A 24860-nucleotide genomic window follows, 5' to 3' on the forward strand; every position below is an offset into this window, starting at 1 on the left:
TCGCGGTCAGCCGCCCGAGGAGCCGTGCCGGGAGCCGGGGCCGGAGCAGCCGAAGCCGCCGCGGTCCACGGCCTGACTCCTGCTGAAGGTGCCGCCCTCGACGCGGCTGCCGGAGCCGCCGGAGCCGTAGTACCAGCGGCCGGTCGTGGTGGCGCCGGACGTCCCCTTCGTCGACGCGCACTGCGCCGCGCTGAGCACCCGGTACCCCAGGGCGCTGTCGTAGCTCTTGGGATCCACGCAGCGTTTGTCCGGCTCCGACCCGCAGGAGGTGAGGGCCGCGGCGAGCGCGCCCATACCGCCGAGGATGACGGTGCTGGAGCGCAGCCGTCGCCGTACCTGATCCGCTTGTGCCTTTCGTGCCATGGTGGCCACCCCCGTATGTCCGTACTCGAACAAGCTGTATTGCCCGCCCACCCTAGGTGGGCGCACCGTCCGGGCTATACGGCGGGCGGGTACCGGCCCATCGCCGCCCGCCGCCGTCGACTGCCCTCCACCCGGTGCTATCCGAGGGCGGCGCCGGGATCGACGCCGGTCAGCTCGCGGCTGGCCGCCCACAGCCGGCCGGCGACGGCGGCATCGGCCAGGTGGTGCCAGACCGGCTCCCGGCGCGGTGTGCCGCGCAGCCCGAAGACGCGGGGCCCCCACAACTGCCCACCGGCCACGGCCGGGTCGAGCACCGCGCGCACCGCGGGCCACGCCCCGGCGTCCTTGCCCTGGAGGACGACGGCGGCGGGCAGACCGCGCAGCCACCCGCCGGCGGTCCGTACGTGCACCGGCGGGCGGGCCGGGGTGCGGGAGTCCAGGGCTCCGCCGGGATGGACGACCACACTGGTCACCGCACTGCCGGCCGCGCGCAGGCGGCGGTCGAGTTCGAGCCCGAAGTACATCTGCGCCAGCTTGGACCGGCCGTAGGCGCGGCTGGGCCGGTAGTCGTGCCGGGACTCCAGGTCGGCGAGGTCCAGCCGCTCGGACTTCGCCGCGAAGCTCCCCATGGTGACCACGTGGCCCGACGGCGCGGCGGCCAGCAGCGGCAGCAGCCACCGGGTCAGCGCGAAGTGCCCGAGGTGGTTGGTGCCGAACATCAGCTCGTGGCCGTCCGCGGTCTCCCGGCGCGGCGGGTCGTCGAGGGCGACGCCGGCGTTGTGGACCACCGCGTCGAGGCGCGGCCCCAGGGACGCCACCGCGGCCTTGAGGGACACGAGGTCGGCGAGGTCCAGCCTTAGGGCGCGCACCCGCGCACCGGGGATCCGGGAGCGGAGCACGGCCAGGGCGGCCGCGGCCTTCGCCGGGTCCCGGCTGCCCAGCACGACGGTGGCCCCGGTCGTAGCGAGCTGCTCGGCGATGAAGTACCCGATGCCCGCGTTGCCACCGGTGACCAGGACGGTACGCCCCTCGGCACACGGCAGCCGACGAACATCCCAGGGCGGGGCGGACGGCACGGACGTCATGGGCGGGCTCCCTTACGACTGGACGGACCGGACGGCCCACCCTCAAGGTCGCAGCGGCCACCGACACCACGCCTACGGATCCCCTACCGATCCCCTTCCGATCGCCTACGGATCACCGACAACCCGGCCGACGCCCCCCACACTCCGCCACTCCGCCGACCACCTCCAGAGGGCTACGACCCTCCAGGACCGTCAACTCCCCACCGAACTCCATGTGTTGAGGTGGTGGCGTACGTCGCGGCGGCCGCGGGCGCGTACCGCGCACGTTGCGGGTGCGGCGCCGGAAGTGGTTGACCCTGACCCTGCGTCAGGGTTGGAGCCTGGTCGCATGACGAACGACAGCACTTCCCCGACTCGGCCCGCCCCGCCGATCGGAGGGTTCCAGGAGATCGACGGCCGCCGCATTTACGTGCATCGGACGGGCAGCGGCGGACCGGCCGTGGTGTTCCTGCCCGGCGCCAGCGCGGTCGGCCTGGACTATTTCGGTGTGCAGCAGGGGGTTTCACAGTTCACCACCGCCGTGGTGTACGACCGCGGCGGCACGGGCTACAGCGATCCCCTCCCGCTGCCGCGCACCGCCGCCGCGGTCGCCACGGAACTGCGCGAGCTGCTGCGCGCCCAGCACATCGCCGCCCCCTACGTTCTGGTGCCGCACTCCCTCGGCGGCCTCTACGCGCATCGGTTCGCGCAGCTGTACCCGCAGGACGTGGCCGGACTGGTCTGGTTGGACGCCTTGCACCGCGACTGGGACGACTTCATGCCGCCCGCGGCGAATCTGGCCGCGGTCGAGCAGATGGCACCTGACCGGGAGCAGTGGGAACAGATGCGCCCCGCCCTGCGCACGATGAACGCCGAGTTGCTCGCGGACTACCCGGAGCACATCCGGCAATCACTGATCGACGCCAAGCTGAGTGACGAATGGATCCACTCCGGCACCGCCGAGCGCACCAAGTTGACCGAAATCGCCACCGAACTACAGGCCGGGCCGAACCTTCCCGACGTCCCGGTGATTGCGCTCACCGTGGTCGGCACCGACCCCGCCCAGCAGGCGCTGACGTCGGAGCGGACGCTGCGAGAGATGTACGACGGCCACACGAGAATGGACGCGGCCCTGGTAGGCGCGGTCTCGCACGGGGAACAGCGCATCCTCTCCGACACCGTCCACCACCGACTCTGCTTCGACCGCCCCGACGCCGTGGTCCAGGCGATCCGCGACGTCGTCGACCGAGCTCGCCCCTAGTAGGGCCGGTCCGGTGGATCAGGGCCGGGTCCGCCTGACCCGCCGGACACTCCCTAGACTCGGCACGACCACGCCGCACGAAGACCTGGGGAGGACAGTGCTCACGATCGGCCAGCTCGCGGCGACCGCCGGCGTGACCGTGCGCACCGTTCGCCACTACCACCACGTCGGCCTGTTGTCCGAGCCCGAGCGCGACGCCTCCGGCTACCGCCGCTACAGCGCGCAAGCGGCGGTGGATCTCATCCGGATCAGGACCCTCGCCGACGCCGGGGTGCCGCTGGCCCGTATCGACGCGCTGCTGCACGCGCAGCCGGCCGAATTCGCCGCGGCCATCACCGATATCGACGCCGCGTTGCAGCGCAAAATCGACCAACTCACCGAATACCGCCGCAGGATCGCCGATCTGGCCGGCGGCGAAAGCCTCGTCCTGCCCCCCGAGGTGGTCGCCATCCTGAACCGGATGCGCGCTCTCGGGGTCAGCGACCTGCGGGTACGGCTGGAGCGCGACTCGTGGATCCTGATGCAGGCGCTGGACCCGCACGCCATGCCGCAGCGGATACGGGAGAAGAACGCCAGCTTCGACGACCCCGAGACGATGCGCCTGTATCTCGCCTGCGATCAGTCGGTCGACTGGGATCCGTACGATCCACGCCTGGACCAGCTCATCGACGACCTGGACGCGTGGGAGATCGCACACGAACGGGACAGCAACCAGGCAGGGTCCCTGAAGCTGGTCTCTTCCCGGATCTCCGAGGCGTCACCGGCCTGGCAACGCATCCTCGATGCGCTCGCCCACCGCGCCAAGCAGCGCCGAACCTCCGGACACGACAGCTGAAGCCAGCGCCCTGACCAGGTCCGACAGCGCAATGGGCTACCTACCGGAGCCGGTCACCGCGGTACGCCCCTCTTTCCTCCCTCGCCGCCCAACCGGCGTGTCCCGTCTCAATGGAAGTGGACCATCGTGAGGCGGTGACCTGGGGTGGCTCAGGTTGAGTGAGACGGCAATGGCTGGCCTGTCTCACTCAACCTGAGCAGCTGTCCGTTGACATCGAACCCAGTCGCTCTGCCGTCGAGCGGAGTCGTGCCGTGTCTGGTGCGCCCAAACCACGACACGAGAGAGAACCAATGACAAGCCCGTCGGCCTCTGCACTTGGCCGGGGTCCGCAGAAGGGGGCCCGGTCGGCGAACCCGATGACCACGCCATCGGTCGGTCCCGCGGCGGACTGACTGCGGCGTCACGTCCAGCCCCAGTGAGCTGTTGCACCCTCTTCTCCGAAGTCGTGGCGTGTCCTCAAATCGGCCTTCTCGGAGAATGACTGTCGGGCCGATTAGTCGAGGTTTGTCTCCGGGCTTGAGCCGCGCCAGCCGCCGCTGACATACCACTTGTCGGCCGCCAGCGCCTTGAACAGGGCATAGCCCATCGTGTTGGGGTTACCCCGGTAGCGCCAGCCCTCGGCCTTGTGCTCAAGCCAGGGGGCGACGGAGTTAGTGGGCATCATCGTGAGGTCGTGGTTGGTGGATGCGATGTGGCTACTAACCAGAAGGCTGTACCGGTAGTCCAGGTCGAACACCTTCAGGTGTTTCTGGAGGCGTTCTGTGAGTGTGTCGCTCCAATCAGGGTGGGGGGAAACGAAGAACTTCATCGACGGCTGCTCATTGCCGCGTGGCCTCCTGAGACGAGCTCGAAGCCAGGGGTGGTGGGAGAAGTCATCGAAGTAGGGGTGCAGGGTCTGGTCACCCGCATTGACGGGGACTGTCGCGCGCTTGCCGGTGTTGCAGTCGCGGCAAGCCGGGATGAGGTTAACCGGTACCACGCTGAGCAGCGGGTACGTGTTCTTGGGTAGGTGGTGATCGAGCGTGGTTACCAGGCCCTCCCCGCACAGGGGACACCGGTTATCCCGTCGACGGCCTTCTTGGTCGGTCGTACCTTTGAGCGCCTCGTAGATGCGGCGGCCCGGAGCACGGTCCTTGGCCAACCGGTCGGTGTAGACCCCCTCCAGTGCCTTGCGGTCGCGACGGGTGCCAGGCGTGGCGGCGAGGCCGGTGAGGGTGTGAAGAGCCTGGCCCTGAGCGGCTGCCTCGTACGCACTTGCTGCATCGGCCACCGCGTCGGTGAACGACTCCAGCCGTTTTCGGCTATTTGGGCGGGCGTTGGCGATGCAGGTGGTGTAGACGTCGCGTGCGTCGAAGGTCGGAGGATCTATGTGCTGCATCAGCCGTGTCCCTCCACGTCGTCGCGCTGGCCGAGCAAGGCGCTGAGCACCAACTGTGCCTCGCTGCCAAGCCGTCCACTGAAGTGTTCCAGGACAGCGTCGTAGGAGTAGCCGACGTCGACCAGACGTCGTAGTTCGTGCAGAAAGCCGGCTTCGGTGAGTTCCAGACCGAAGACCTCGTGAGTCAGCACGCCGACGTTCTCGCCGTACGTTTCGATGCGGGGCTGCGCGGCTCCGAGTTGCCCGCCGTAGCGCCAGAGCTTCCAGACGCAGTGGGCAGGAATCTCTTGGAGTACAACCGGAGAGTGTGTGGCGACGATGGCCAGCCCGTTGCGCTCGGCGAGCAGGTCGGACAGCGCCCGCATGAACGCGGACAGTAGGGGCGGATGGAGGTGGGTTTCCGGCTCATCGATGATGACGAGGGTCCGCTCACTCACGTGCTCGATGAGCCGGGTCATGGTGAGCAGAACGAGCCGGTGGCCGGCGCTGAGATGGCGGAAGAGCCGCCGGGCCTTATTCTCGCGGCTGTTCAGGCTTGCGGTGTTCTCGAAGTTCTCCAGCCATCCCTCCTCCAGGAGCCCGCTCCCGGGATAGTCGAGGGTGCGCAATGCCCTGATCCATTGTGGGCTGCGCTCGCGCGTCAGACATGCCTTCATGGCCTGCGCGAAGTCCTTCCTGAGCCCGCCAGGGGTCTTGAACCTGGGGGATCGTGAACCCTGAACACGCAGGCCCACGTAGGAAGCGATGAACATTTCGTCGCCCTCGACGAGCGGGAAGTCGTCAAAGGCGCTGAACGAGACAGTCACCAGGTTGTTGAAGGATCGGCCCTCGCGGCCGTACTCGATGATCCGCCCGAGCTCATATATCTGCGGCTCGACCGCAGCGACGGCGCGGGCCAAGTGGGAAAGCACATATGACTTCCCCACGCCGTTCCGTCCGGTCAGGGCGTGCACGTTGCTGGCCGGCCGGGAGCCTGGTTCGACCTTGAATTCGAACCGCACGGAACCCATTGCCGGTGGCAGCGGCGGCTCGTAGGCGATATCGAAACTTACCCGGCGCGCTCCACCGCGTGCGATGCGCCGCAGCTGCCCGCGCACGGTCGACATCTTGACGAAGCGCAGTAGCGAAGTGCGGGTCACATCTTGGTTCCGCGCGAGGCGGAAGGAGTCCTCGTCATAGGCGATATCCCGGAGCGCGGTGAGTACTTCCTCCCGGATGGCGCTGGGTATCTCGCTCAGCGTGTAGTAATAGCTTTCATCCTGGCCCACCGAGAAATAGCGCGAGCTGTCCAGGCGGCTGAAGCGCTCCGGGAGCAGATAGTTGGCGGGAACGTTCTCGCCATCCGTCGCCACGTGGCCAATCTTCACCGTGCCGACCTCGATCCAGCCCTCCCTGGTCAGAACGCGCAACGTGAACATGGTGCGGTATCCGTCGTCGTCCCAGGTGTCGTGGACGAGGAGCGCATCGAAAAGATCCTCCGCCATGGCGCCCCCTTCGGCCAAGCGACGGTCGTCATAAAATACGCCGAATCGCACGGTTTTCCTCGCCCTCCCCCTGCTTACTGTGCTCCGTCGTGATGTGCGATTTTAGGCGGCGGCGCGCACGGGTGTGCGGGGGCGGACGTCGCGAACTCAGCGGCCCGGCTGGAGTGCGACGCTGGAGTCTGGAGTAGGGCCGCCGTTGCTTTGCCGCGGGCCGGTGCGGCTATGTGTTGTCGCTGCGGTGGTGGGCGTGCCAGAGGCGTCTGAGGGCTTCGAGCTCGGTTCGTGGGAAGTGTTCGCCCCACTTGCCTCGATAGCCGCTCTCGCCGTAAGTCTGCGCGACCTCGTCGAAGCAGCGGATCACGGTGCGGGCGAGCTGGTCGATGCCGAGCTGGCTGGACCAGATTTCGGTTCCCCTGTTGTCGTGATCGCTGCCGTCGCGCAGTTCCAGCACGCGGATCCAGATGTCCTCGCCTTCGCGGTAGAAGATCCACCGGTAGGCAGTCGGCTCGGCCTCGAACTGGGCACGGGTCTCTGTCTCGCCGGCGACGAGCCGGCCCACCGCGGTCAGGAGCTCCTCGGGCGCATTGGTGATGTAGGACGCGGTGAGCTCGACTTTCACCAGGCGATCTTCAAGGGTGCAGTCGGCCCACCCGGATCCTGCAACCGTCCAGGTGATGCGCATGTCGGATGTCACTGGTTCTCCTCGGCGAGAAAGGCCCGGACATCGGCGGCGAGGGAAGTCATCTGCTCGCCGGCCTCCAGCCAGGTGGTCACCGAGGCGCCCCAGCCGCCTGCGGCCTGCGTCCACGGCCGCAAGGCCCAGGTCAGCCCGACGTAGCCGCCGGACCGGAAGGCCGCCGACACCGTCAGGTCGCGGTCGTTGGCATGCCAGCTCCGTTCGCCGTCCCACCCCCGGTAGTCGGTGGCGAGCTCTTCCAGAAACGTGGTGAGGTCGCTGTCCCAGATCCAGGCGACGACCTCGTCGACGCGAGCGGTCAGCCCGGGAGCGCGCAGTTCGACGGCATAGTGCACGGAGTCGGCGTCGAAGCTGAACCGGTCGCAGAACGTCACGCTGACGGACGCGTTGTCCTGGCAGCGGATGGTCACACTGGCCTCATCGTCAGTGCTGACGTCTGGTGTGGTCATGGGTGGAACGCTAGGTCAGCAGCTCGTTCGACGTCACTTGGATTCGCTGTCGGTGGGGTGGAGAACGGCTTCGGCGATTGCACAGACGCGCTCCATAGCGATGCCAGGTGTGAGTGCCCGGCGCCCTCTGCCGAGGTGACTGTACGAACGGCTGGTTAGGCATTGAATCGCGACGGACTGTTACGTAGCGGTGCTGGAGTGTGATACGGGTAGGGATCTTCAATTCCGATGTCGGGATAGAAGCGGCAGGGGGACGTGCCCTAGTGCAGGGCCGGATCGGGGGCGTAGATGGTCGATGCGGCAGGTGTGGGCGTAGGGGCTGAAGGTGTCAGAGCGCCCGCTGAGCTGGATGATCCGGACGGTTCAGGGCACGCAATCTTCGAACTGAATCCGGAGGAAGACAGCGGCTCGGACACGCTGGGCCGTTACCGGTACCAGGCGGAGGTAGCCGCGCGAGAGTGTCTCGCCATGCTCACGGAGGACGCAATCGACTTCGTCGTCTGCGAGTGGCACGAGGACTTCGTCGTGGCGTGGGCCGATGGGTCAGTGGAACTGGTATCGGTTAAGCATCGAGAAGAGAATCAGGGCACTTGGTCGCTTACGGAGTTGTGCAAGAGCGGCGGCCTGACCCATCTCTTCGACCGCTGGTGTGCATGCGAGTGTGCTGCCAATGTCCGTCTCCGACTGGCGACGAACGCGGCGCTGAGCCCGATCAAGGGTGGTACTGGCACGCTGGCTCGGATGTGCGGCCCAGAGCCGGAACTCACGGATGGGCTGTCCTCTATGGCGGAGACAGTCGCCCGCCAGATGCTCAAAGTACGTTGGAAACAGCCCTATCCCAACATCCCGGATACACCCCAGGTGCGCAAGCTCGCGAACATCCAGGTGCCAACGGGGTTCGTGGAGAAGGTCCTTCGTTTCCTCGCAGTCCTGGAGATCTCCTGCGATCCACCGCAGCGCGCACACATCACCGACGTCAACATCCAACGGCTTCTGGTGCCTGCCGTCGAGCAACTGAAGCTGGCGCACGTCGACCTTGAAAGCACCTACCGGGCCGTCGTGGATCGGATCGAGCGTGCCAACCGTGATGAGAGCGACCGCAGCCAACTGGCCGTTTACATCGCCGACCCGAGCCGTGTCCGTCACAGCACGAGGATGCAGCAGCGCATCGGCCGGCGCAGAATCACCCGCGAAATCGTTCGCCAGGCGATCGCGTACACGACGGTTCAGCTGCCCACGTTCCCACGAGGCCAGGCACCCGTGGTGGCGCCGGGAGGGGTAAAGCTCGGCCGCAAGCTGCGCCGGGGCCTGGTGCCCTCCGACGAGGCGGCGTTCGCCGAACGGCTCCGCTCCGCGTGGTACACGACCTGGTCCGAGCGCCGTTCCGGTCTGGCCGGGGATGAAACCGACCTTATGAACCTGTCGATGGACGTTCTGGAGATGGCCTTTGAGTGCCGACGCCATGCGCGCGCTCAGCTGGCCGAGGGCAGCGAGTTCGGCAACAAGATGAACGACCTGCTGGCCGAGAAGCTGAAGGTCGAAGCTCTGCCGTCGCCGCCGCCGATTCTGCTCAGCAACTTGCATCTGCGCGGTCTGGCCTACCAGTTGTGCGACGAGTGCCTCTTCTTCTTCTCCGAAAATTTCGACACGGATGAGGAAGCCTCATGACCCCCAGCGCCGACTTCGAGACCGCCGTAGCGCGCATGCGGACTCAGCGGCGACAGGCAGAGCAGCGTGAGGTCCATTACCACGAGGCGCGCATCCTTCTGCTCATCTCGCAGTTCACCACCGCCAAAGGAGGGCTCGACGGGCTGACCAAGCTCGCCAAACTCGACTTCCTGCTGCGCTATCCAGCAATGCTGGAACGTCTCCTGCCCGGTGGCGAGGCGTCGTGGCCGGTAGGAACCGCCCCCACACCACCCGAGCGCCTCGCGGTCGAAAGCCGTATGACCCGCTACAAGTACGGGCCCTGGGACCAGCGCTACTACAGCGTCCTTGGCTCACTCGCCGCCCGTGGTCTGATCGTCTACAGCAACAGCGCGAGAGCGGAATTCCGTGCCACGCCGCAGGGCGTCTCCGCCGCGGCCTCTCTTGCCGCAACGCCGGAATGGGCCGTTGTCGCCAGCCGCATCAAGCTGCTCAAGCGGCATTTCAACAAGTCAGGATCGGCCTTGAAAAACCTCATCTACGACCGTCTGCCCGACGCCGTCGACCGGCCCTGGCGGACGGAGATCTGACGTGGCTGTCCACCTGCGCATCGTTGCTTTGACCGTCACGACGGCCGACGCGGAACAGACCTACCGCTTCGACCGTCCGGCCACCGTGATCACCGGCCCCATCGGCACGGGTAAGTCCAGTCTGCTGATGCTCTTCAAGCACGCCCTCGGCGGCAGCGCCATGCTCACCCCGGCGGTTCGCGATCACGTCCTGTCGGTCCAGGCCGAGGTCGTGGCCGGCGGCGAACGTGTCGTGCTCAGACGGACCATCGAGGGAGACACCGCCGACACCGTGGATCTCCTCGATCCACACTCTCTCGCTCTGGAACGCACCCTGCCTCTGCGGGCCTCGGAAGGCGTCACCACGCTCTCCGACCACCTCCTGGACGCGCTCGGCTTCCCGCGCGAACAGATCGCAGCACGACGAGAAGGAGCAGCGCGGCCGCAGAACCTCACCTTCAACGACCTGTACGCGTATGTCTACCTCCAAGCGCGCGAGATCGATCGTCAGGTCGTCGGTCACCTGGATAGCTGGTTTGAGACAAAGCGCAGAGAGCTCTTCCGCCTGATGTTCGGGCTCACCGACAGCGCGCTCATGGAGCTCAAGCGCACCAGGAACCAGCTCTTGGACACACTGAAGGCCAGAACTGCCGAGCACGACAATGTCAGCTCCTTCCTGGCAGCCTCCGACCCCCGCAGCGACGACGAACTGCGGGCCGAGCTAGCTCAGCTGCGCGACACCCTGGGGCGGGCATCGTCCGCCCTGGCTAGCCTTCGCACCGAACTTGAGGAGCAGACCGCCGCCGACACCGCGCTGCGTGACGAGCTGCAGATCGCCATACGCACCGCCCGGCGGACCGAAGAAGAAGTGTCTGCGGCTGCCGACCTCGTGGAGGCCCGGCATGCCGTCGTAGCTCAGGTACAGCTCGACCTCTCCCGTCTCTCACGGTCGGTCACGGCCATCGACCAGCTTTCCCCCTTCGAGTTCGTCGTCTGCCCGCGGTGCATGCAGTCGCTGGCGGCCCGGGCTGTCGAGGACGGTCACTGCCTCGTCTGTCTCCAACCCGACCCAGTCGAGGCCGACATCGACCCGGCTGCCATCGAAGAGACACGCACGGCCCTGCAGCAGCAGCTTGAGGATGCACAGCGCATCCAGCAGGCGGACGAAGCGCACCTGCAGACCGTCCAGGAGCGGTCGCAGCAACTCAGCTTCGCCGTCACGAGTCTGCGCCGGGAGCTAGACGCCCAGACCCGTGATGCGGTCGCCCCGCGTTTCGATGCCATCGCCGAGGCCAGCTCCCGCGTCGCCTCGCTCAAGGCCAGCATTGATGCCATTACCCAACTGCGCGAGTCCTGGGCACGGGTGCGCACCATCGACGCGGACATTCGCTCACTCAAGGCCAACCGTCGGCAGGTCAACAAGGACATCAAGGAGAAGTCCGAGCAGCTCAAGGCCAGCCAGACTCTGGTCGGTGACCTCAGCACTGAGTTCAGCCGACTGCTTACCAGCTGGAACCTGCCCTGGGTCGACACGGCGGTCATCGACCGCGACACCTACCTGCCGGTGATCAACGGACGGCCCTTTGAGTCCTTGCAAGCCTCCGGCGGGGGCATCGCTACCTCTGTCAACCTCGCTTACAGCCTCGCACTCCTTGCTTTTGGACTCGACCACCCGGACGTACTCGTTCCGTCGCTCCTCGTGATCGATTCACCGCGCAAGGCCTTCGGTAACAACGCCTCCGACCGCCAACGCGCAGCCGAGATCTACAGCCGCTTCAGAACTCTGGCTGACGCGTACGGCGAACGCCTGCAACTGATCATTGCCGACAACGACCCCCCGCCCATCACGAGCGACTCCTTCGGGAAGGTGGAGTTCGATTACGAGAACCCTATGGTGCCCGGCGTGGATCACCCCGGCCCTGACCAGGTCACTCGTATAGAGAACCAAGAAGAGGGTTCGTGATTGATCCCGATGCCTTGGCCGAAGCTCCCGAAGTCCAGCGCTCTGGGGGCAACCGCGACGATCTTGGGCGACGATGATTGGCCGGATTGGGAGACGCTCCACTACGTGGCTTCCCATGTCTACGAACGGTTGGTCGGCCGCGATGACGACTGTGGTGATGCGTTCTATCACGCAGTCGAGGCGGAAGCAGGCGATGGAGTGCCGAGCCGCGAGGTGAGCGGTGGGACGTGGACCGCTCGGACGGCAGCGAAGATCCTGCCGAGGATGTCGATAATGTTCCCGCTGCGGCCCATCGCGGAGAAGCGATCAGTCCAGAGTTGAGGGCAGAGGCAGTTCACCGTGCGTGTGCTGGGGAACGCTTCAAGATCCTTCGGATGAGCAGGGGAGGGAACTGGTCGTGCGGGTGGGCGGTTACGAGCCCGTCGAGGCTGGCCTCATGGTGGCGGACGGCCTCGTCGACCCGTTGGGCAAGCCGCACGATCTCTTCTTGGAGCCATGGGATGGCGGTTGTCCTCAGCTTCCGCTCTGCGGGTAGTCGCCTGTCGAACTCTCGGCGGAAGCGCTGAACCTCTCCCTGGCTTCCGAGGGCTTGTTTTCGCCAGTAGAAGGAAGCGAAGAGAGCGGCGACCTGGACGACGTCGGGGAAGTCGGCGGCCTCGGCGTATGGGTATGGCCGGTGCCGACTGGTCTCGTCCGGATGGATCAAGCGGAGTCTGCGCTCCGTGCGGTCTGCTGCGTAGCCGTGTCTGGTCAGGTCGCGCCAGAACTTGGAGCATTCTTCGTAGGCGGGCAGGATCCTGCGGTATCTGCTGTGACGGCAGAGCCGGTGGAGGCGCCGTTGAGCTTCAACGATCTCGGGCGCTTGCGCAACGCTGCACTGACCGGTTGAAGGGATCTCGACGCTTCGCTCAAAGTACGAGTCGTAGGCGGTGCCACTGCCTGTCCACCGGCGGTGCTTGACGCAGAGCTGGTTGAGGTCTCGGAGCCCCCAGATCTCGATCCGCCAGCTGGTCTTTCCAGTATGTGCGGCCGCGCAGAAGTCGCAGGCCCAGGTCCGGTTGATCAACGGGTAGCCCGGATGGTGCCATGCCGTGGCGGTGGTCAGCTCGGGCAGTGCCTTCCTCAGGGATTTCGGTGTCTGACCGCTGCGAACGGCGAGGAGATCCAGCCTGTCCAGGGGCCTCTCCGCCGAGTAGAAGCGGCGGAGCACGTGCTTCGGGGGAACCCCGTTGAGCAGCGCGAGCCGCGTGGCATAGGACCGAACAGTCTCATTCGGAAAGGGCGGGGAGGTCAGAGGCAGAGGCCGTGCCCGCCCGGCCGGGGCCTTGACCCCGATCATGCGGATGTCCGGTAGGCGCTCTCGCTGGCGTGATCCACGTGGATGGCGTGCAGTTGTCGCCGGGTGATGCTTTCGCTGCCGTCCAGGATCGCGGAGATGGCTGCGGCACGGACAAGATGGGAGAGGCTGCCGATCATGCCGCCGGTCCGCTGGTAGAGGTATTTGTGCAACTTGGTCAATGTGTTGGGGGCGTGCCTGTGCAGGCGAAGGGTGCCCTCCATGGTCGCGACCAGCCCTTCCCATTCGCGGCCCAGGGGAAAGGGGCCGGTGTGCAGGAGGGTGCAGCGACCTGCGATCTGGCCGCCGCGGATGCCGGTGAACAGTCCGGAGTGTTCGACGTCGATGCCGGCGTAGATGAACGTGGCCGGCAGGTGCTCGGTGAAGTACTTCAGGTGGTCGGAGAGCTCCTCTCCGGCGATCGTGCCCAAGTTCATGAGGTGGATTTCGTCGACCAGCACCAGGTCCGTGCGGGCCTCTGTCAGCACCTGACAGACGGAATGCGTGATGTCGGCTGTGTTGTGGCGAGGGGTGATGGTCGGGATGTTGAGGAAGCGGGCAAACTCCAAGGCGAGCTTCCGGGGTGATCCTTTCGGCGGTGCGGTGACATAGACCACCGGGATGCGTTGGCCTTCGCCGGATCTCTGCCGAACACGCAGTTCATGAAGGCGCCCGAGCTGCCGGAGTGCAGTGGTCTTGCCCGTGGTGCGGTCGCCAGAGATGATCAGGCCGCGGCGAGCTCCGTGCTCGCGTCGGTTGAGCAGGGTCAGAAGGCGTCCCTGATGAGCGACTTCCTTCACTGTGGACGTGCGTACCACTTGGAGTTCTGAGTGGTAGTCGATGCGAGCTTCGTCGTAGTCGGTGCGTTCCTCGTCGCTCATCGACTCCCATCGAGGGTGGGGAAGCAGGTCGAAGGGGTGCGGGTCCTTCTCCACGAACCGCCGCCAGCCAGTGAGAGTGGTGGGCGGCTCCACACGTTCGTCTTTGTCGGCCCCAGAGCGATCATTTCCGGAGGGGCTCACCACCATCTTTTCGCCTCCTCACGAGCGTCGAAGATCCCCAGCGGCACCACTTTCGCCAACTCCTCGTCCTCATCGGCGGCATCGGAGACCTGAGCTGGTTCGGCCGGAAGCGCTTGCGAGGCGGCGGGCGTCTCGGGACGAGGCCAGGCCGACTGGCTGGTGGCACGGGTGCGGCCGACGACCTTGCGGTCACGCCGCTCGGCCGCTCGGCCCGAGCTCTTCCGCCGCCGGACAGGGCGTTCCTCGGGACCGTCAGCGGCCCGGTCAAGCAGCTCGACCGCAGCCTCAGCGACCGCTTCCTCGTCCGGCTTGCGCTGTTCACGTTCGGCCAGCACCTGACGGGCCCGGTCGAAGACCAGTTCACCCATGGGGACGGGCGAAGTGCGTAGATGGCGCCAGGTCGCGGTGATCCAGCCCGTGCCACGGTGGTTGCGTACCCAGACGCAGGAGATGTCATAAGGGTCGTAGTGGACCTCCCAGAGCCTCCCGTCCGGACCCGCCCCGGAGGGCTGGCGCCGAAAGGGGACAAGGTCGCGGGAATCGTAAGTACGGTTGTTGATCCGCACCCCTCCGGGACCGATGACCCTCCATTCGCGGGGCATGAGCTGGATGTACTCCTCCGGGCTCAGCGCGACCGACACGTATCCGGCCGCCGCCACCAGCGCGGCGTACTTCTCGTTCGGACTCAACGGGTGATCCGGCATCAACGGGTCTCGCAGCCCGCCGTGCGGCCTGACCTGCCACGTCGAAACGACCCATTCCTGGAGCAGTTCCTGGAGCTCGTGGATGGACCAAACCGCTCGTGCGGACGGATCCCTGCCTCGCATCTCGGCACTCCGGCCTGTGTAGCCGGGCAGATCCTGGGCGAACATCGTTGCCACGGAGCCCAAGGTTCTTTCAATATGCGGCTTGTCGGTCGGGGTGTCCGGATGCGCGGGCTGGAACGAGATCCCCAAGTGGCGGCAGGCATTACGGAAGTTGTCCGAGACGAACGCCTTCCCGCGGTCGCTGACCACCATCTCCGGGACGATCACCGGCTTCGCGGCGGCCTTGGCCATCCGTTCGTCCAGCGTCAGCAGCGAGGCATAGGGCAGCACCGACCGGGACATGCGCAACGCGTCCGACCAGCCCGGCCGCACCACCTCGGGCGTCATCGCCCGCGCCAGCAGCAGGGCGGCGTCCACCGCCTTCGTCGAGGGCCGCAACACCACCGCGGCCAGCGTCCTCGTCGCCAGATCGACCAGTCCGGTCAGCTCGCAGCGGTCCACTGTCCCGTCGTCGTGGACGACCATTACGTCCAGTGGCGTGGAGTCGATCTCCATCACTTCACCTGGTCGTGCTGTCGTCAGCTGCCCAAACATCCGCTTCGGCTGTTTGCCCAGCGAGCGGCGGGTGCGGGCCGAGCCCAGCAGATGTTGCCCGGTCGAGACTGCCTCCAACAGGCGGTAGAACGTCGCCCTGGAGGGCATCGAAACCGCTCCCTTGCCGTGCTCAGCAGCCAGCAGGCGTTCGACCTTGCGCCGCAGCACCTGTGCGGACACGGTCGGCTCGTCGGTCCGGCTGCTGACGATCCTCTCGATGGCCTCGACCACCCGCGGATCGGCCCGGCTCGTGCCGGTGGCGGGCTTGCGCTGCCGACCGTCCACTAAACCCGCCACCCCTTCGCGCTCGAAGCGAGAGCGCATCCGGCGCAGCGTGCTCAGCCCCACCTCCTCGCCTACTTCGCGTAGTTCGGCGAGCTTGGCCAGCTCCCGCTGCCGCAACGAGTTCACGGCCGGGTCGTACTCGGCCTTCACTGGGGTGCGCGCATCGACGTCTGGACGGCCCGTAAGCAGTTCGGTCAGGTGCCTTCGCCACCACTCGGCCCGCTCTGCGGCGTCTTCGGACAGTCCCTCCAGGACCCCCGCATCGGGCAACGACGGGCGACTCGGCGCGCTGCTGAGTACGGTGAATCCCTCAGAGGCCAGCAAGTTCCCCAGCAGCACCACACTGGCGGCCAGGGCGTCATCCACCAGCCGCACCGAAGTGCCGTGCAAGGCAGCCACGGTGTGTTCGCGCCCATCGTAGCGAACCCGATCACCCAGCGACAGCAGCTGCGGACGCCCCGGCATCCCCGCCCACCTCCTTCGCCACCGCAGGAACGAGGTGCACGCGCGTGGCCCCCGCCAGCAACTCGCCCCCCAAGTCAGCGGCCAACACACGGCGCCACAACAGGTGGAAGAGCACCGGCAGCGTGGCGATCGGATCCCCGACTTCCCGGGCCCCCGCAAGCAGTCCCTGCGGCTCTGCGAACACCGCTTGCAGGGCATCGGCGACCGGCTCGCGCCGCACCCGCGGGTGCCTGTAGCCCGATAGCCAGCGCAGATTCGCCGCCAGCACGGGATCGAGCATCCCGACTCGCTCGAAGCCCCAGCCAACCCGGGCGCAGGCCGCGGCCGTGGCCGCGAACTTCTTCGCGTCGTCCGGCTCGATCCGATCGTCCGGACGTACGTCCAGCACCACAGCGGTGCCGTCCCGACGGCGTACGAAGTAGTCCGGCGTATGGCGGGTCCGCCGGGTCCGGTCGCTGTACCGCCACGACAGCCGGAACGGCTGCGAGGCCACCGCCACCACATCCGGATCGGCGTCCAGCCTCATCAGGTGCCCGAGCTCCACCCACGACTCATAGCCCACCAGGTCACCACCTGTAGCCGCCCAGTACCAGCCCGGGAAGTTCCGCTGCCCCCGGTACGAAGGGAACCCGCGTACCTGCCCGGCTGCCTCGAAACGGGTCGGCCACATCACCTCAAGCGGCCCGCCGTGCGGTTCGCCGCGGGCGTCTAGGTACTCCAGCCAGAAGTCTTCCTCAGCCATCAGCCACCCCGTTCGGCACCCGCCCGATACGAAGACCGTAGGGACCCCGGTGCGGCAGTGGGTCAAGAAGAGCGAGACAGATCGACAGATGGTCACGGTTGACTGAGACGAGCGACCAGATGGTTCAGATCGACCGAGACTGGCTCATCTTCAGCGGGACACGTCACCAACCGGCGCGCTCAGCCACCCATGACACACGCCACTATTGCTAGCACTTGCTTGCAATAGTTAGCACTGCCGTGCAGTATCGAGGCATGGCATCTCTCAATGTCGGCAATCTCGGCGACTTCCTGCGGGAGCAGCGGCGCACCGCGCAGCTGAGCCTGCGGCAGCTGGCGGATGCCGCGGGGGTGTCCAACCCGTACCTCAGCCAGATCGAGCGCGGTCTGCGCAAGCCGAGCGCGGAGATCCTCCAGCAGCTGGCCAAGGCGCTGCGGATATCCGCCGAGACGCTGTACGTCCAGGCCGGGATCCTGGACGAGCGGCGCGGCCCGGACGGCGCCGGGGTGCAGACCGCGATACTCACCGACCCGTCGCTGAACGAGCGGCAGAAGCAGGTCCTGCTGCAGATCTACGAGTCCTTCCGCAAGGAGAACGGGCTCGGCGCCAGCGACGCGGACGACGGCACGGCGCACCGGTCCGGCACCGGACCCGAGGACGGGGGCCACCCCCATGAGGCAGAGGCCGACGGCGGCCCGCACGCCACCTGAGCAACCCCATCGTTTCCAGGAGGAACCACGTCATGGCCATCACCACCGATGACCTCCGCAAGGCCCTGACCGACACGACCCCGCTGTACGCCCTGGCCGGTACCGCCGACCTGGCCGCCGAGAAGCTGAGCGAGGTGCCGCAGCTGGTCGAGAAGATCAAGGCCGAGGCACCCAAGCGCTTCGAGTCGGTCCGCAGCACCGACCCCAAGGACATCCAGGCCCTGGTCACCAAGCAGGCCAAGGAGGCCCAGGAAAAGCTGACCGACCTGCTGGGCTCGCTGGACGGGGACCTGAAGAAGTTCCGCGACCAGGCGCAGGAGCTGGCGCTGCGCGGCGTCGGCCGGGCCGCCGAGGTCGCCGTGCAGGCCCGTGAGACCTACGACGAGCTGGCCGAGCGCGGCCGCGGCGCGGTGCAGAACTGGCGCGGCGGCGCCGCCGAGCAGGTCGAGGAGCTGGCGGTGGCGATCGAGCCGGAGTCGGCGCCGAAGACCGAGACCAAGAACGGCACGGAGACCGGCAGCCGCGCCAAGACCGTGCCGGCCAACGGAACCCGTACCGAGGCGAAGGCCACCGCCTCGACCGAGCCGAGGACCGCCACGGCCAAGAAGCCGGCCGCGCAGCGCAAGCCCGCGGCGGGCCCGGCGAAGAAGAGCACCCCGCCGTCGTCCGCGACGTGAGCCGCCGGTGAGCGGTAGTCATCGCACGGGCCGGGCACTCCACACGTGTCCGGCCCGTTGTCCGGGTACGGTGGGGCTCACAGGAGCCACACAGACCGAGATGACAGACCGAATTTCCTGGCGAACGGCTAACGGGCGGTGGACGGCGTGCTGATTTACGGATTCCAGAGCGTTCTGAGCTGGGTTCAGCTCGCCCTAGGCGTCTATTCCGCCGTGATGCTGATCGACGCGGCCGTCCGCCGCGACGACGCCTACCGCGCGGCCGACAAGCACAACAAGGCCATGTGGCTGATCTTCCTCGGCGCCGCCACGGCGCTGCTGTTCCTGCTGCCGCTGCTGTCGTTCCTGCCGATCATCGGCTTGATCGCGGTGATCGTCTACACCGTCGACGTCCGGCCGGCGCTGCGCGCGGTGGCCGGCGGCGGACGCGGTCCCCGCCGGGGCTCCAGCTCGGACGGGCCCTACGGGCCGTACAACGGCGGCCGCTAAGCCCGGGCGGGGCCGTCACCGCTCCGGGGCCTGTCACTGCTCCGGGGCCTGCTCAGCGCTGCGGACCCCGGCCATGATCCACCGGACCGGCCGTGATCCGCTGGATCCGGCCATGGTTCACCGGCCCGGCCGTGATCCGCTGGACCGGCCCTAGCGCCGGTCCAGCAGCAGGACCGCCACGTCGTCCGTGAGTTCCCCGCCGTTCAGGGCGCGGACCTCCCGCACCGATGCCTCCAGGAGTTCCTCGCCCGTCAGGCCGCTCGCCATCTGGCGGGTGACCAGCTCGGTCATTCCCTCCTGGCCCAGCCGCTGGGTGCCCTCGCCGATGCGGCCCTCGATGAGCCCGTCGGTGTACATCAGCAGGCTCCAGGCCGCGCCCAGCTCGACCTGGCGGCGCGGCCAGCGGGCCTCCGGCAGCAGACCGAGCGCCGGGCCGCCGAATTCGTACGGCAGCAGTTCCGGCCGCTCGCCGGCGCGGGCCAGCAGCGGCGCGGGGTGGCCGGCCAGGCACACCCCGGCGCGGTGGCCGTCCTCGGAGAAGTCGACGGTGCACAGCGTCGCGAAGATCTCGTCGTCGGAGCGCTCGTTCTCCAGCACCTTCTGGAGGGTGGCCAGCAGTTCGTCGCCGTACAGTCCGGCGAAGGTCAACGCGCGCCAGGCGATGCGGAGTTCGACGCCGAGCGCGGCCTCGTCGGGGCCGTGGCCGCAGACGTCGCCGATCATGGCGTGCACGGTGCCGTCCGGGGTGCGGACGGTGTCGTAGAAGTCGCCGCCCAACAGGGCCCGGCTGCGGCCGGGCCGGTAGCAGGCCGCGAAGCGCAGTTCCGAACCGTCGAGCAGCGGCGTGGGCAGCAGGCCGCGCTCCAGGCGGGCGTTCTCCTGGGCACGCAGCCGGGACTCGGTGAGCTGGCGCTGGGCGAGGTCGGCGCGCTTGCGTTCCACGGCGTAGCGCACCGCACGGCTGAGCACCTTGCCGTCCAGCTCGTCGCGGAAGAGGTAGTCCTGGGCCCCCACCCGCACCGCGTCGGCGGCCCGCTCGGCGTCCGTCTCGCAGGTGAGGACGAGGACGGCCTGCGACGGCGCCATGCGCAGCACGGCGCGCAGGGCGGCCAACTCGTCACGGGGGGTGCCGTCGGCGTCGGCCCGGGCGGGAACGGGGGTCCCCCCTGGAGCGAAGCGCGTCGAAGGTCCTTGGGGGAGCTCCTCGCGGCCGGCCCGCTCGGCCGGGGTGAGGTCGAGCAGGATGCAGTGCACGTCGTCGGTGAGCAGCCGCTCGGCCTCGGTGAGGTTGCGGGCGGTGCGCAGCCGGACCTTGCGGCCGGCCCAGTCCCACATCTCCGGGACGTGGTTGTTCGGGTCCTCGCCGATGAGGAGCAGGGTCAGTCCCTGGGCGGGCGGCTCCGGCGCCGGCTCGGCGGCGGAGGCGGCGGCGGCCGAACGGTCCTCGACCGCGGGCGCCTCGGGCGTGACGGAGGACACCGGCTCGGCCGTGAGGGCGGGCGCATGGGCGGCCGCCGGGCGGGCAGCAGTCCGTCCGGCCGGAAGTCGCCGGTCCGCGGCCGGCCGCGGCAGTTCGGCCTCCGGCAGGTCCCGGGGCAGCGGGGCGGGGCCGAGGGAAGCCTCCAGCGCACCCTGCGGCGTACGGGAAGCCTCGGAGCAGCCCCCGTGCGCGGGCACGCCGACGGCGGCGGCGCGGGCGGTTTCCGCGCAGCCGGGGTCCACCGGTCCTACCTGGTGCGGCAGCACGGCCGTCCGCTGGTGCGGTACGGGTACGGGCATGGGTCTGCTTCCTTCCCTCCCCCCGAGGGGTACGGCGGTGCACCGACCGGCACACCACCGCGCCCGGTTCGACCCTTGCTCGTCGGTCAGCGGAGCGGGGTACTACCGGGCATCGAATGGCGACCATAGCGCCCGGACCACTGCACACGGAATGCCCTTTGGCACGCGGCCTTCGTCATATGCCAGGGCTGATAAGCCATTTCACCTGCGGCGGCCGGGAAGGGGAATGACGAACATCACCCCGGACGGGCGCATTCAGCTACCGGATCGCTACGGAAGGACGGCCGTCGATCATCCTCGGCTCGTCGCGCGAGCGGAAACAATGAAGTCGCGGCAGTGCCGTCCGACACCACCGACATTCCGCCCGCACGGTATGGAATGAGCACCCGGAAAATGTCCGGAATCACTCCGTACCGGCATTGACGTCGCCCGCGCGGCCGCTCAGCTGGAAGGGTCCCCGTCCGGCCGGACGACGCCCAGGATCGGCATCGAGCCGGCGCCCGTGATCGTCACCTGCCGGCCCGGGCGCGGTGCGTGCACGATCGCCCCGTCGCCGAGGTACATCCCGACGTGGCTGGCGTCCGAGAAGTAGATGACGAGGTCGCCCGGGCGCATATCCTTGAGCGCCACCCGGGGCAGCTGCCGCCACTGCTCCTGCGAGGTGCGCGGAATCGTCCGGCCGGCGGCCTGCCAGGACCGCAGGGTCAGCCCGGAGCAGTCGAAGGTGTCCGGCCCCACCGCACCCCAGACGTAATTCTTACCGATCTGCGAAGTGGCGTACGAAATCGCCTTCTTGCCCCGGTCGGACGCTTTGTTGCTGATGTCTTTGAGCACGCCGGAGTCGAGCCATTTCTGCTGAGCCAGCAGCGCCTGGTCGTCCTCCAGTTTCCGCAGTCGTTCCTTTTCCTTGGCGGCCAGTCGGGATTCCAGTTCTTTCGCCGCGTCGATCCTGTCGTTGATCTTCTTCCGGGCGGCGTCCTTCTTCTGGCGATTGGTTTCCAGTTGCTCCCAGCGGCGGCTGGCGTCCTGGGCGTAATCCTCCAAGTCGCTTTTGAGGTGCGTGAGTTGACTGATCACACCCTTGACGGCCTGCTGTCCCTTACGGGCCAGATCGGCATTGGCGAGAAAGACCTCCGGATCGGCACTGAGCATCAGCTTCGCCTCGGGGGGAATTCCGCCGGTGCGGTACTGGGCGCTGGCCAGCGCCCCGGCCCGACGCTTGAGGGTGGCCAGCCGGCGCTGTGCGGCGTCGATGGTGCGGGCCAGCTCGACGATCTTCTTCTGCTGGAGCTGGACCTGTTCCTCGGCGGCGTTGTAGTCCTCGGTGGCCTGCTCCGCCGTGCGGTAGAGGCCCTCGATCTCCTTGCGCACCTCGTCGAGGTGGCGGGCGTCGCCACCGGGCGACGGCGTCGGGGCCGGAGTGCGCTGCGCCGCCGTCGCCGTCCCGCCGAGCAGTCCCGTCGCGCAGAGCACGACCGCGGTGCACACCGCCAGCCGCCCGCCCCTTACGCCCCGCCCCGCACCCGCGCCCCGAACGCCCTGTTGTGCCCCCTGGCTCCCCACCAGTCACCTCCGGTCGTTCCGCACCGATTCGTGCGCTCTCCTTCGGCGCGGATGCTGCCATACCGGCCGGTAATTCAACAGAGCGACGGGCCGTTTCGTGGAGGGAAACGGGCTCACGGTCCCGGAATCCCGCGCTCCACGGCGGCGCCGCGCACCGGAACCGGGCGCTGTCCGGCGGCGCTCCCCGACCGCGCCCGCTGACCTGGGCCGCGCCCCGGAGGCGGCCGTCCGCACCCCTCCGCACCGCACGCAGCCGACGGCCGAGGTTCACCGTGCGTTCACTCCGCTCCATCGGCCGCTTCACCTGATCTGCCTAATTTCGGCCGTACCGAGTGCGCGGCTCGCCGGAAGGCAACGCGACACCGCCCCGTCCCGTCACCACCCCGCACGCCGCGGAAACGGCGCGCACCAGGAAGGAACTCTCGACAGTGAAGCTTCAGCGCAAGAACCGGGTTCGCGCCCTCGCCGTTGGCGCTCTCGCCGTCTCCGGTGCCCTGGCCCTGACCGCGTGCGGCTCCGACAACACCAGCGGCGGCAGTGGCGGCAGCGGTGGCAGCTCCGCCAAGGCGGCCAACATCAAGTGCGACGGCAAGGGCAAGCTGCTCGCCTCCGGCTCGTCGGCACAGAAGAACGCCATGGACGTCTGGGTGCAGAACTACTCGGGCGCCTGCCAGGGCACCGAGATCAACTACCAGCCCACCGGCTCCGGCGCCGGCGTCACCACCTTCCTCCAGGGCCAGACCGCCTTCGCCGGCTCCGACTCGCCGCTCAAGCCCGAAGAGATCACCAGGTCGAAGACGCTCTGCAAGGGCGGCCAGGCGATCGACCTGCCGATGGTCGGCGGCCCGATCGCGGTCGGCTACAACGTCCCCGGCGTCGACAACCTCGTCCTGGACGCGCCGACCCTGGCGAAGATCTTCGACTCGCAGATCAGCAACTGGAACGACCCCGCGATCAAGAAGCTCAACCCGGGCGCCAAGCTCCCGGACCTCAAGATCCAGGCGTTCCACCGCTCCGACGACTCGGGCACCACCGACAACTTCACCAAGTACCTCAAGGCCGCCTCCGGCGGTGCCTGGAAGCACGAGCCGGCGAAGAAGTGGGAGGGCACCGGCGGCCAGGCGGCGTCCGGCTCGGCCGGCGTCTCCTCGCAGGTCAAGCAGACCAGCGGCGCGATCTCCTACTTCGAGCTGTCCTACGCCACGGCCAGCAAGATCCCGACGGTCAAGATCAACACCGGCGCCAAGGCCCCGGTCGAGGCCACCGTCGACAACGCCTCCAAGGCGATCGCCGAGGCCAAGCCGGCCGGCCAGGGCAACGACTTGGCGCTGAAGCTGAACTACACCACCAAGGCCGAGGGCGCGTACCCGATCACCCTCGTGACCTACGAGATCGCCTGCGACAAGGGCAACAAGGCCGAGACCCTGCCGGCCACCAAGTCCTTCCTCACCTACGTCTCCGGCACGGACGGCCAGGCCGCCCTCAAGGCCCTCGGCTACGCCCCGCTCCCGACCGAGATCGCCGACAAGGTCCGCAAGACCGTCGCCACGCTCTCCTGACCCGCCGGGCGGCGGTCCCGGTGAACCACCCGGGACCGCCGCCCATCCGGTGCATCGCCGCGCAGGAGCCCCCACAAGGCTCCGCAGACCGGAGAAACCCATGGATTACTCACCACACCCGACCACCGCAACGCCCCCACCGCCACCGGCCGCCGGATCGGTCTCCGGCAAGGCGGTCCGCCCCGGCGACCGGATCTTCCTCGGCCTCTCCCGGGGCTCCGGCATCGCCCTCCTGGTGATCATGGCCGCCATCGCGGCCTTCCTCACCTACCGCTCGGTCCTCGCCATCTCCGGGGACAAGAGCAACTTCTTCACCACCCTCGACTGGAACGCCGTCGGCACCGAGCCCAAGTTCGGCATCGCGGTGCTCGCCTTCGGCACGCTCGCCAGCTCGGTGATCGCGATGCTCATCGCGGTACCGGTCGCGGTCGGCATCGCGCTGTTCATCTCGCACTACGCGCCCCGCAAACTGGCCTCGCCGCTCGGCTACGTCATCGACCTGCTCGCCGCGGTCCCCAGCATCGTCTACGGCCTGTGGGGCGCGCTCTTCCTCGTCCCGCAGCTGAGCGGCCTCTACGGCTGGCTGAACGACTACCTCGGCTGGACCGGGATCTTCAGCTACAGCGACGGGGCCGCCCGTTCGCTGTTCACCGTCGGCATCCTGCTCGCCATCATGATCCTGCCGATCGTGACCAGCGTCAGCCGGGAGGTCTTCCTCCAGGTCCCGCGGATGCACGAGGAGGCCGCGCTGGCCCTCGGCGCCACCCGCTGGGAAGTCATCCGGATGTCGGTGCTCCCCTTCGGCCGCTCCGGCGTCATCAGCGCCTCCATGCTCGGCCTGGGCCGGGCGCTGGGCGAGACGATGGCGGTCGCCACGGTCCTCTCCCCGAGCTTCCTGATCAACGCCAGCCTGCTGGACCCGGGCGGCGGCACCTTCGCCCAGAACATCGCCAGCAAGTTTAGCGAGGCCGACACCTTCGGCCAGGACGCCCTGATCGCCTCCGGCCTCGTCCTCTTCGTGATCACCCTGCTCGTCAACGGCGCGGCCCGGCTGATCATCGCCCGCCGCAAGGAGTACTCGGGGGCCGCAGCATGAGCGACCCGCGCGAGGCCGCCGAACCGCAGACGAGCACGAAAGCCGCACCTCCATGCCGAGTGGGCG

General features: G+C 68.0%; 22 protein-coding genes. 10 read left to right on the forward strand and 12 right to left on the reverse strand.

All coding sequences use genetic code 11. The annotated features are described in order from the left end of the window. Window positions 1-6: 6 nt before the first annotated feature. Together ACO0M4_RS40310 and ACO0M4_RS40315 are read right to left on the reverse strand one after the other, a co-directional pair. Window positions 7-363 (reverse strand): hypothetical protein, encoded by a 357-nt coding sequence (locus tag ACO0M4_RS40310; RefSeq protein ID WP_430376249.1) that lies wholly within the window; start codon window positions 361-363, stop codon window positions 7-9. Between the two features lie 137 nt (window positions 364-500). Beyond that, a complete protein-coding gene (locus ACO0M4_RS40315; protein ID WP_430376250.1) occupies window positions 501-1448 on the reverse strand; it encodes an SDR family NAD(P)-dependent oxidoreductase in 948 nt (315 codons plus the stop codon). Window positions 1449-1776: 328 nt separating this feature from the next. Here ACO0M4_RS40315 and ACO0M4_RS40320 point away from each other — a divergent pair, with 328 nt between their 5' ends. Together ACO0M4_RS40320 and ACO0M4_RS40325 are read left to right on the forward strand one after the other, a co-directional pair. Then, entirely contained in the window at window positions 1777-2688 is a 912-nt protein-coding gene (locus tag ACO0M4_RS40320) for an alpha/beta fold hydrolase (protein ID WP_430376251.1), read from the forward strand. A gap of 97 nt (window positions 2689-2785) precedes the next feature. Further along, window positions 2786-3523 carry a MerR family transcriptional regulator gene (locus ACO0M4_RS40325; protein ID WP_430376252.1) on the forward strand — a complete coding sequence of 246 codons (738 nt, stop codon included), beginning with the start codon at window positions 2786-2788 and terminating at the stop codon, window positions 3521-3523. Between the two features lie 493 nt (window positions 3524-4016). On the opposite strand, the gene ACO0M4_RS40330 is transcribed toward ACO0M4_RS40325, so the two are convergent. The 4 genes from ACO0M4_RS40330 to ACO0M4_RS40345 all read right to left on the reverse strand — a co-directional run bounded on the left by ACO0M4_RS40330 (window position 4017) and on the right by ACO0M4_RS40345 (window position 7531). After that, complete coding sequence (locus ACO0M4_RS40330; protein ID WP_430376253.1) at window positions 4017-4901, reverse strand: HNH endonuclease; 885 nt, start codon at window positions 4899-4901, stop codon at window positions 4017-4019. Next, window positions 4901-6385: an AAA family ATPase gene (locus tag ACO0M4_RS40335; protein ID WP_430376254.1), complete on the reverse strand. Its 1485-nt coding sequence runs from the start codon at window positions 6383-6385 to the stop codon at window positions 4901-4903. The genes ACO0M4_RS40330 and ACO0M4_RS40335 overlap by 1 nt, the downstream gene beginning before the upstream one ends. 220 nt (window positions 6386-6605) lie before the next feature. Continuing rightward, a complete protein-coding gene (locus ACO0M4_RS40340) occupies window positions 6606-7079 on the reverse strand; it encodes a hypothetical protein (protein ID WP_430376255.1) in 474 nt (157 codons plus the stop codon). Further along, complete coding sequence (locus ACO0M4_RS40345; protein WP_182776057.1) at window positions 7076-7531, reverse strand: DUF6228 family protein; 456 nt, start codon at window positions 7529-7531, stop codon at window positions 7076-7078. Before ACO0M4_RS40345 ends, ACO0M4_RS40340 begins: the two co-directional genes overlap by 4 nt. A 288-nt stretch (window positions 7532-7819) precedes the next feature. Between ACO0M4_RS40345 and ACO0M4_RS40350 the strand changes: the two genes are divergently transcribed. The 3 genes from ACO0M4_RS40350 to ACO0M4_RS40360 are packed head-to-tail and all read left to right on the forward strand — an operon-like array spanning window position 7820 to window position 11710. Beyond that, window positions 7820-9199, forward strand: coding sequence for a dsDNA nuclease domain-containing protein (locus ACO0M4_RS40350; protein WP_430376256.1), 1380 nt, complete (start codon window positions 7820-7822; stop codon window positions 9197-9199). Beyond that, window positions 9196-9768 (forward strand): hypothetical protein, encoded by a 573-nt coding sequence (locus tag ACO0M4_RS40355; RefSeq protein ID WP_430376257.1) that lies wholly within the window; start codon window positions 9196-9198, stop codon window positions 9766-9768. Before ACO0M4_RS40350 ends, ACO0M4_RS40355 begins: the two co-directional genes overlap by 4 nt. A gap of 1 nt (window position 9769) precedes the next feature. After that, window positions 9770-11710 carry a hypothetical protein gene (locus ACO0M4_RS40360; protein WP_430376258.1) on the forward strand — a complete coding sequence of 647 codons (1941 nt, stop codon included), beginning with the start codon at window positions 9770-9772 and terminating at the stop codon, window positions 11708-11710. 334 nt (window positions 11711-12044) lie between these two features. Here ACO0M4_RS40360 and ACO0M4_RS40365 read toward each other — a convergent pair whose 3' ends face one another. From ACO0M4_RS40365 to ACO0M4_RS40380, 4 genes are read right to left on the reverse strand one after another with little or no spacing between them, the layout of a single operon-like run. Beyond that, window positions 12045-13049 (reverse strand): TniQ family protein, encoded by a 1005-nt coding sequence (locus tag ACO0M4_RS40365; RefSeq protein ID WP_430376259.1) that lies wholly within the window; start codon window positions 13047-13049, stop codon window positions 12045-12047. Continuing rightward, window positions 13046-14074 (reverse strand): TniB family NTP-binding protein, encoded by a 1029-nt coding sequence (locus ACO0M4_RS40370; protein ID WP_430376260.1) that lies wholly within the window; start codon window positions 14072-14074, stop codon window positions 13046-13048. Before ACO0M4_RS40370 ends, ACO0M4_RS40365 begins: the two co-directional genes overlap by 4 nt. Next, window positions 14065-16179 (reverse strand): Mu transposase C-terminal domain-containing protein, encoded by a 2115-nt coding sequence (locus ACO0M4_RS40375; protein WP_430376261.1) that lies wholly within the window; start codon window positions 16177-16179, stop codon window positions 14065-14067. Before ACO0M4_RS40375 ends, ACO0M4_RS40370 begins: the two co-directional genes overlap by 10 nt. Beyond that, window positions 16145-16921, reverse strand: coding sequence for a TnsA-like heteromeric transposase endonuclease subunit (locus ACO0M4_RS40380; RefSeq protein ID WP_430376262.1), 777 nt, complete (start codon window positions 16919-16921; stop codon window positions 16145-16147). The genes ACO0M4_RS40375 and ACO0M4_RS40380 overlap by 35 nt, the downstream gene beginning before the upstream one ends. Window positions 16922-17175: 254 nt before the next feature. Here ACO0M4_RS40380 and ACO0M4_RS40385 point away from each other — a divergent pair, with 254 nt between their 5' ends. The 3 genes from ACO0M4_RS40385 to ACO0M4_RS40395 all read left to right on the forward strand — a co-directional run bounded on the left by ACO0M4_RS40385 (window position 17176) and on the right by ACO0M4_RS40395 (window position 18797). Beyond that, the gene (locus tag ACO0M4_RS40385; RefSeq protein ID WP_430376263.1) at window positions 17176-17631 is read left to right on the forward strand and encodes a helix-turn-helix domain-containing protein; all 456 of its coding nucleotides are present in this window, start codon (window positions 17176-17178) and stop codon (window positions 17629-17631) included. Between the two features lie 32 nt (window positions 17632-17663). Continuing rightward, window positions 17664-18308 carry a hypothetical protein gene (locus ACO0M4_RS40390; RefSeq protein WP_430376264.1) on the forward strand — a complete coding sequence of 215 codons (645 nt, stop codon included), beginning with the start codon at window positions 17664-17666 and terminating at the stop codon, window positions 18306-18308. A 147-nt stretch (window positions 18309-18455) separates the two neighbouring features. Next, window positions 18456-18797, forward strand: a complete 342-nt coding sequence (locus tag ACO0M4_RS40395) for a DUF2516 family protein (protein ID WP_430376265.1) — start codon at window positions 18456-18458, stop codon at window positions 18795-18797. Between the two features lie 150 nt (window positions 18798-18947). On the opposite strand, the gene ACO0M4_RS40400 is transcribed toward ACO0M4_RS40395, so the two are convergent. Together ACO0M4_RS40400 and ACO0M4_RS40405 are read right to left on the reverse strand one after the other, a co-directional pair. Further along, the gene (locus ACO0M4_RS40400; RefSeq protein ID WP_430376266.1) at window positions 18948-20576 is read right to left on the reverse strand and encodes a PP2C family protein-serine/threonine phosphatase; all 1629 of its coding nucleotides are present in this window, start codon (window positions 20574-20576) and stop codon (window positions 18948-18950) included. A 441-nt stretch (window positions 20577-21017) separates the two neighbouring features. Next, window positions 21018-22070: an NlpC/P60 family protein gene (locus tag ACO0M4_RS40405; RefSeq protein WP_430376381.1), complete on the reverse strand. Its 1053-nt coding sequence runs from the start codon at window positions 22068-22070 to the stop codon at window positions 21018-21020. Window positions 22071-22567: 497 nt separating this feature from the next. Between ACO0M4_RS40405 and pstS the strand changes: the two genes are divergently transcribed. Both pstS and pstC read left to right on the forward strand, forming a co-directional pair. Then, complete coding sequence (gene pstS / locus ACO0M4_RS40410; RefSeq protein WP_430376267.1) at window positions 22568-23698, forward strand: phosphate ABC transporter substrate-binding protein PstS; 1131 nt, start codon at window positions 22568-22570, stop codon at window positions 23696-23698. 100 nt (window positions 23699-23798) lie between these two features. Continuing rightward, window positions 23799-24794 carry a phosphate ABC transporter permease subunit PstC gene (gene pstC / locus ACO0M4_RS40415; protein WP_430376268.1) on the forward strand — a complete coding sequence of 332 codons (996 nt, stop codon included), beginning with the start codon at window positions 23799-23801 and terminating at the stop codon, window positions 24792-24794. Window positions 24795-24860: the final 66 nt, after the last annotated feature.

Origin of the sequence: Streptomyces sp. RGM 3693, from assembly GCF_050471125.1 — a bacterium.
Taxonomy (GTDB): Bacteria; Actinomycetota; Actinomycetes; order Streptomycetales; family Streptomycetaceae; genus Streptomyces.

Excerpts from the sequence above, each read along its gene's own strand:
- ACO0M4_RS40310 (WP_430376249.1), bottom strand. The coding sequence starts at position 363 with ATGGCACGAAAGGCACAAGCGGATCAGGTACGGCGACGGCTGCGCTCC.
- ACO0M4_RS40315 (WP_430376250.1), bottom strand. The coding sequence starts at position 1,448 with ATGACGTCCGTGCCGTCCGCCCCGCCCTGGGATGTTCGTCGGCTGCCG.
- ACO0M4_RS40320 (WP_430376251.1), top strand. The coding sequence starts at position 1,777 with ATGACGAACGACAGCACTTCCCCGACTCGGCCCGCCCCGCCGATCGGA.
- ACO0M4_RS40330 (WP_430376253.1), bottom strand. The coding sequence starts at position 4,901 with ATGCAGCACATAGATCCTCCGACCTTCGACGCACGCGACGTCTACACC.
- ACO0M4_RS40335 (WP_430376254.1), bottom strand. The coding sequence starts at position 6,385 with ATGGCGGAGGATCTTTTCGATGCGCTCCTCGTCCACGACACCTGGGAC.
- ACO0M4_RS40345 (WP_182776057.1), bottom strand. The coding sequence starts at position 7,531 with ATGACCACACCAGACGTCAGCACTGACGATGAGGCCAGTGTGACCATC.
- ACO0M4_RS40350 (WP_430376256.1), top strand. The coding sequence starts at position 7,820 with ATGGTCGATGCGGCAGGTGTGGGCGTAGGGGCTGAAGGTGTCAGAGCG.
- ACO0M4_RS40355 (WP_430376257.1), top strand. The coding sequence starts at position 9,196 with ATGACCCCCAGCGCCGACTTCGAGACCGCCGTAGCGCGCATGCGGACT.
- ACO0M4_RS40365 (WP_430376259.1), bottom strand. The coding sequence starts at position 13,049 with ATGATCGGGGTCAAGGCCCCGGCCGGGCGGGCACGGCCTCTGCCTCTG.
- ACO0M4_RS40370 (WP_430376260.1), bottom strand. The coding sequence starts at position 14,074 with ATGGTGGTGAGCCCCTCCGGAAATGATCGCTCTGGGGCCGACAAAGAC.
- ACO0M4_RS40375 (WP_430376261.1), bottom strand. The coding sequence starts at position 16,179 with ATGCCGGGGCGTCCGCAGCTGCTGTCGCTGGGTGATCGGGTTCGCTAC.
- ACO0M4_RS40380 (WP_430376262.1), bottom strand. The coding sequence starts at position 16,921 with ATGGCTGAGGAAGACTTCTGGCTGGAGTACCTAGACGCCCGCGGCGAA.
- ACO0M4_RS40385 (WP_430376263.1), top strand. The coding sequence starts at position 17,176 with ATGGCATCTCTCAATGTCGGCAATCTCGGCGACTTCCTGCGGGAGCAG.
- ACO0M4_RS40390 (WP_430376264.1), top strand. The coding sequence starts at position 17,664 with ATGGCCATCACCACCGATGACCTCCGCAAGGCCCTGACCGACACGACC.
- ACO0M4_RS40400 (WP_430376266.1), bottom strand. The coding sequence starts at position 20,576 with ATGCCCGTACCCGTACCGCACCAGCGGACGGCCGTGCTGCCGCACCAG.
- pstC (WP_430376268.1), top strand. The coding sequence starts at position 23,799 with ATGGATTACTCACCACACCCGACCACCGCAACGCCCCCACCGCCACCG.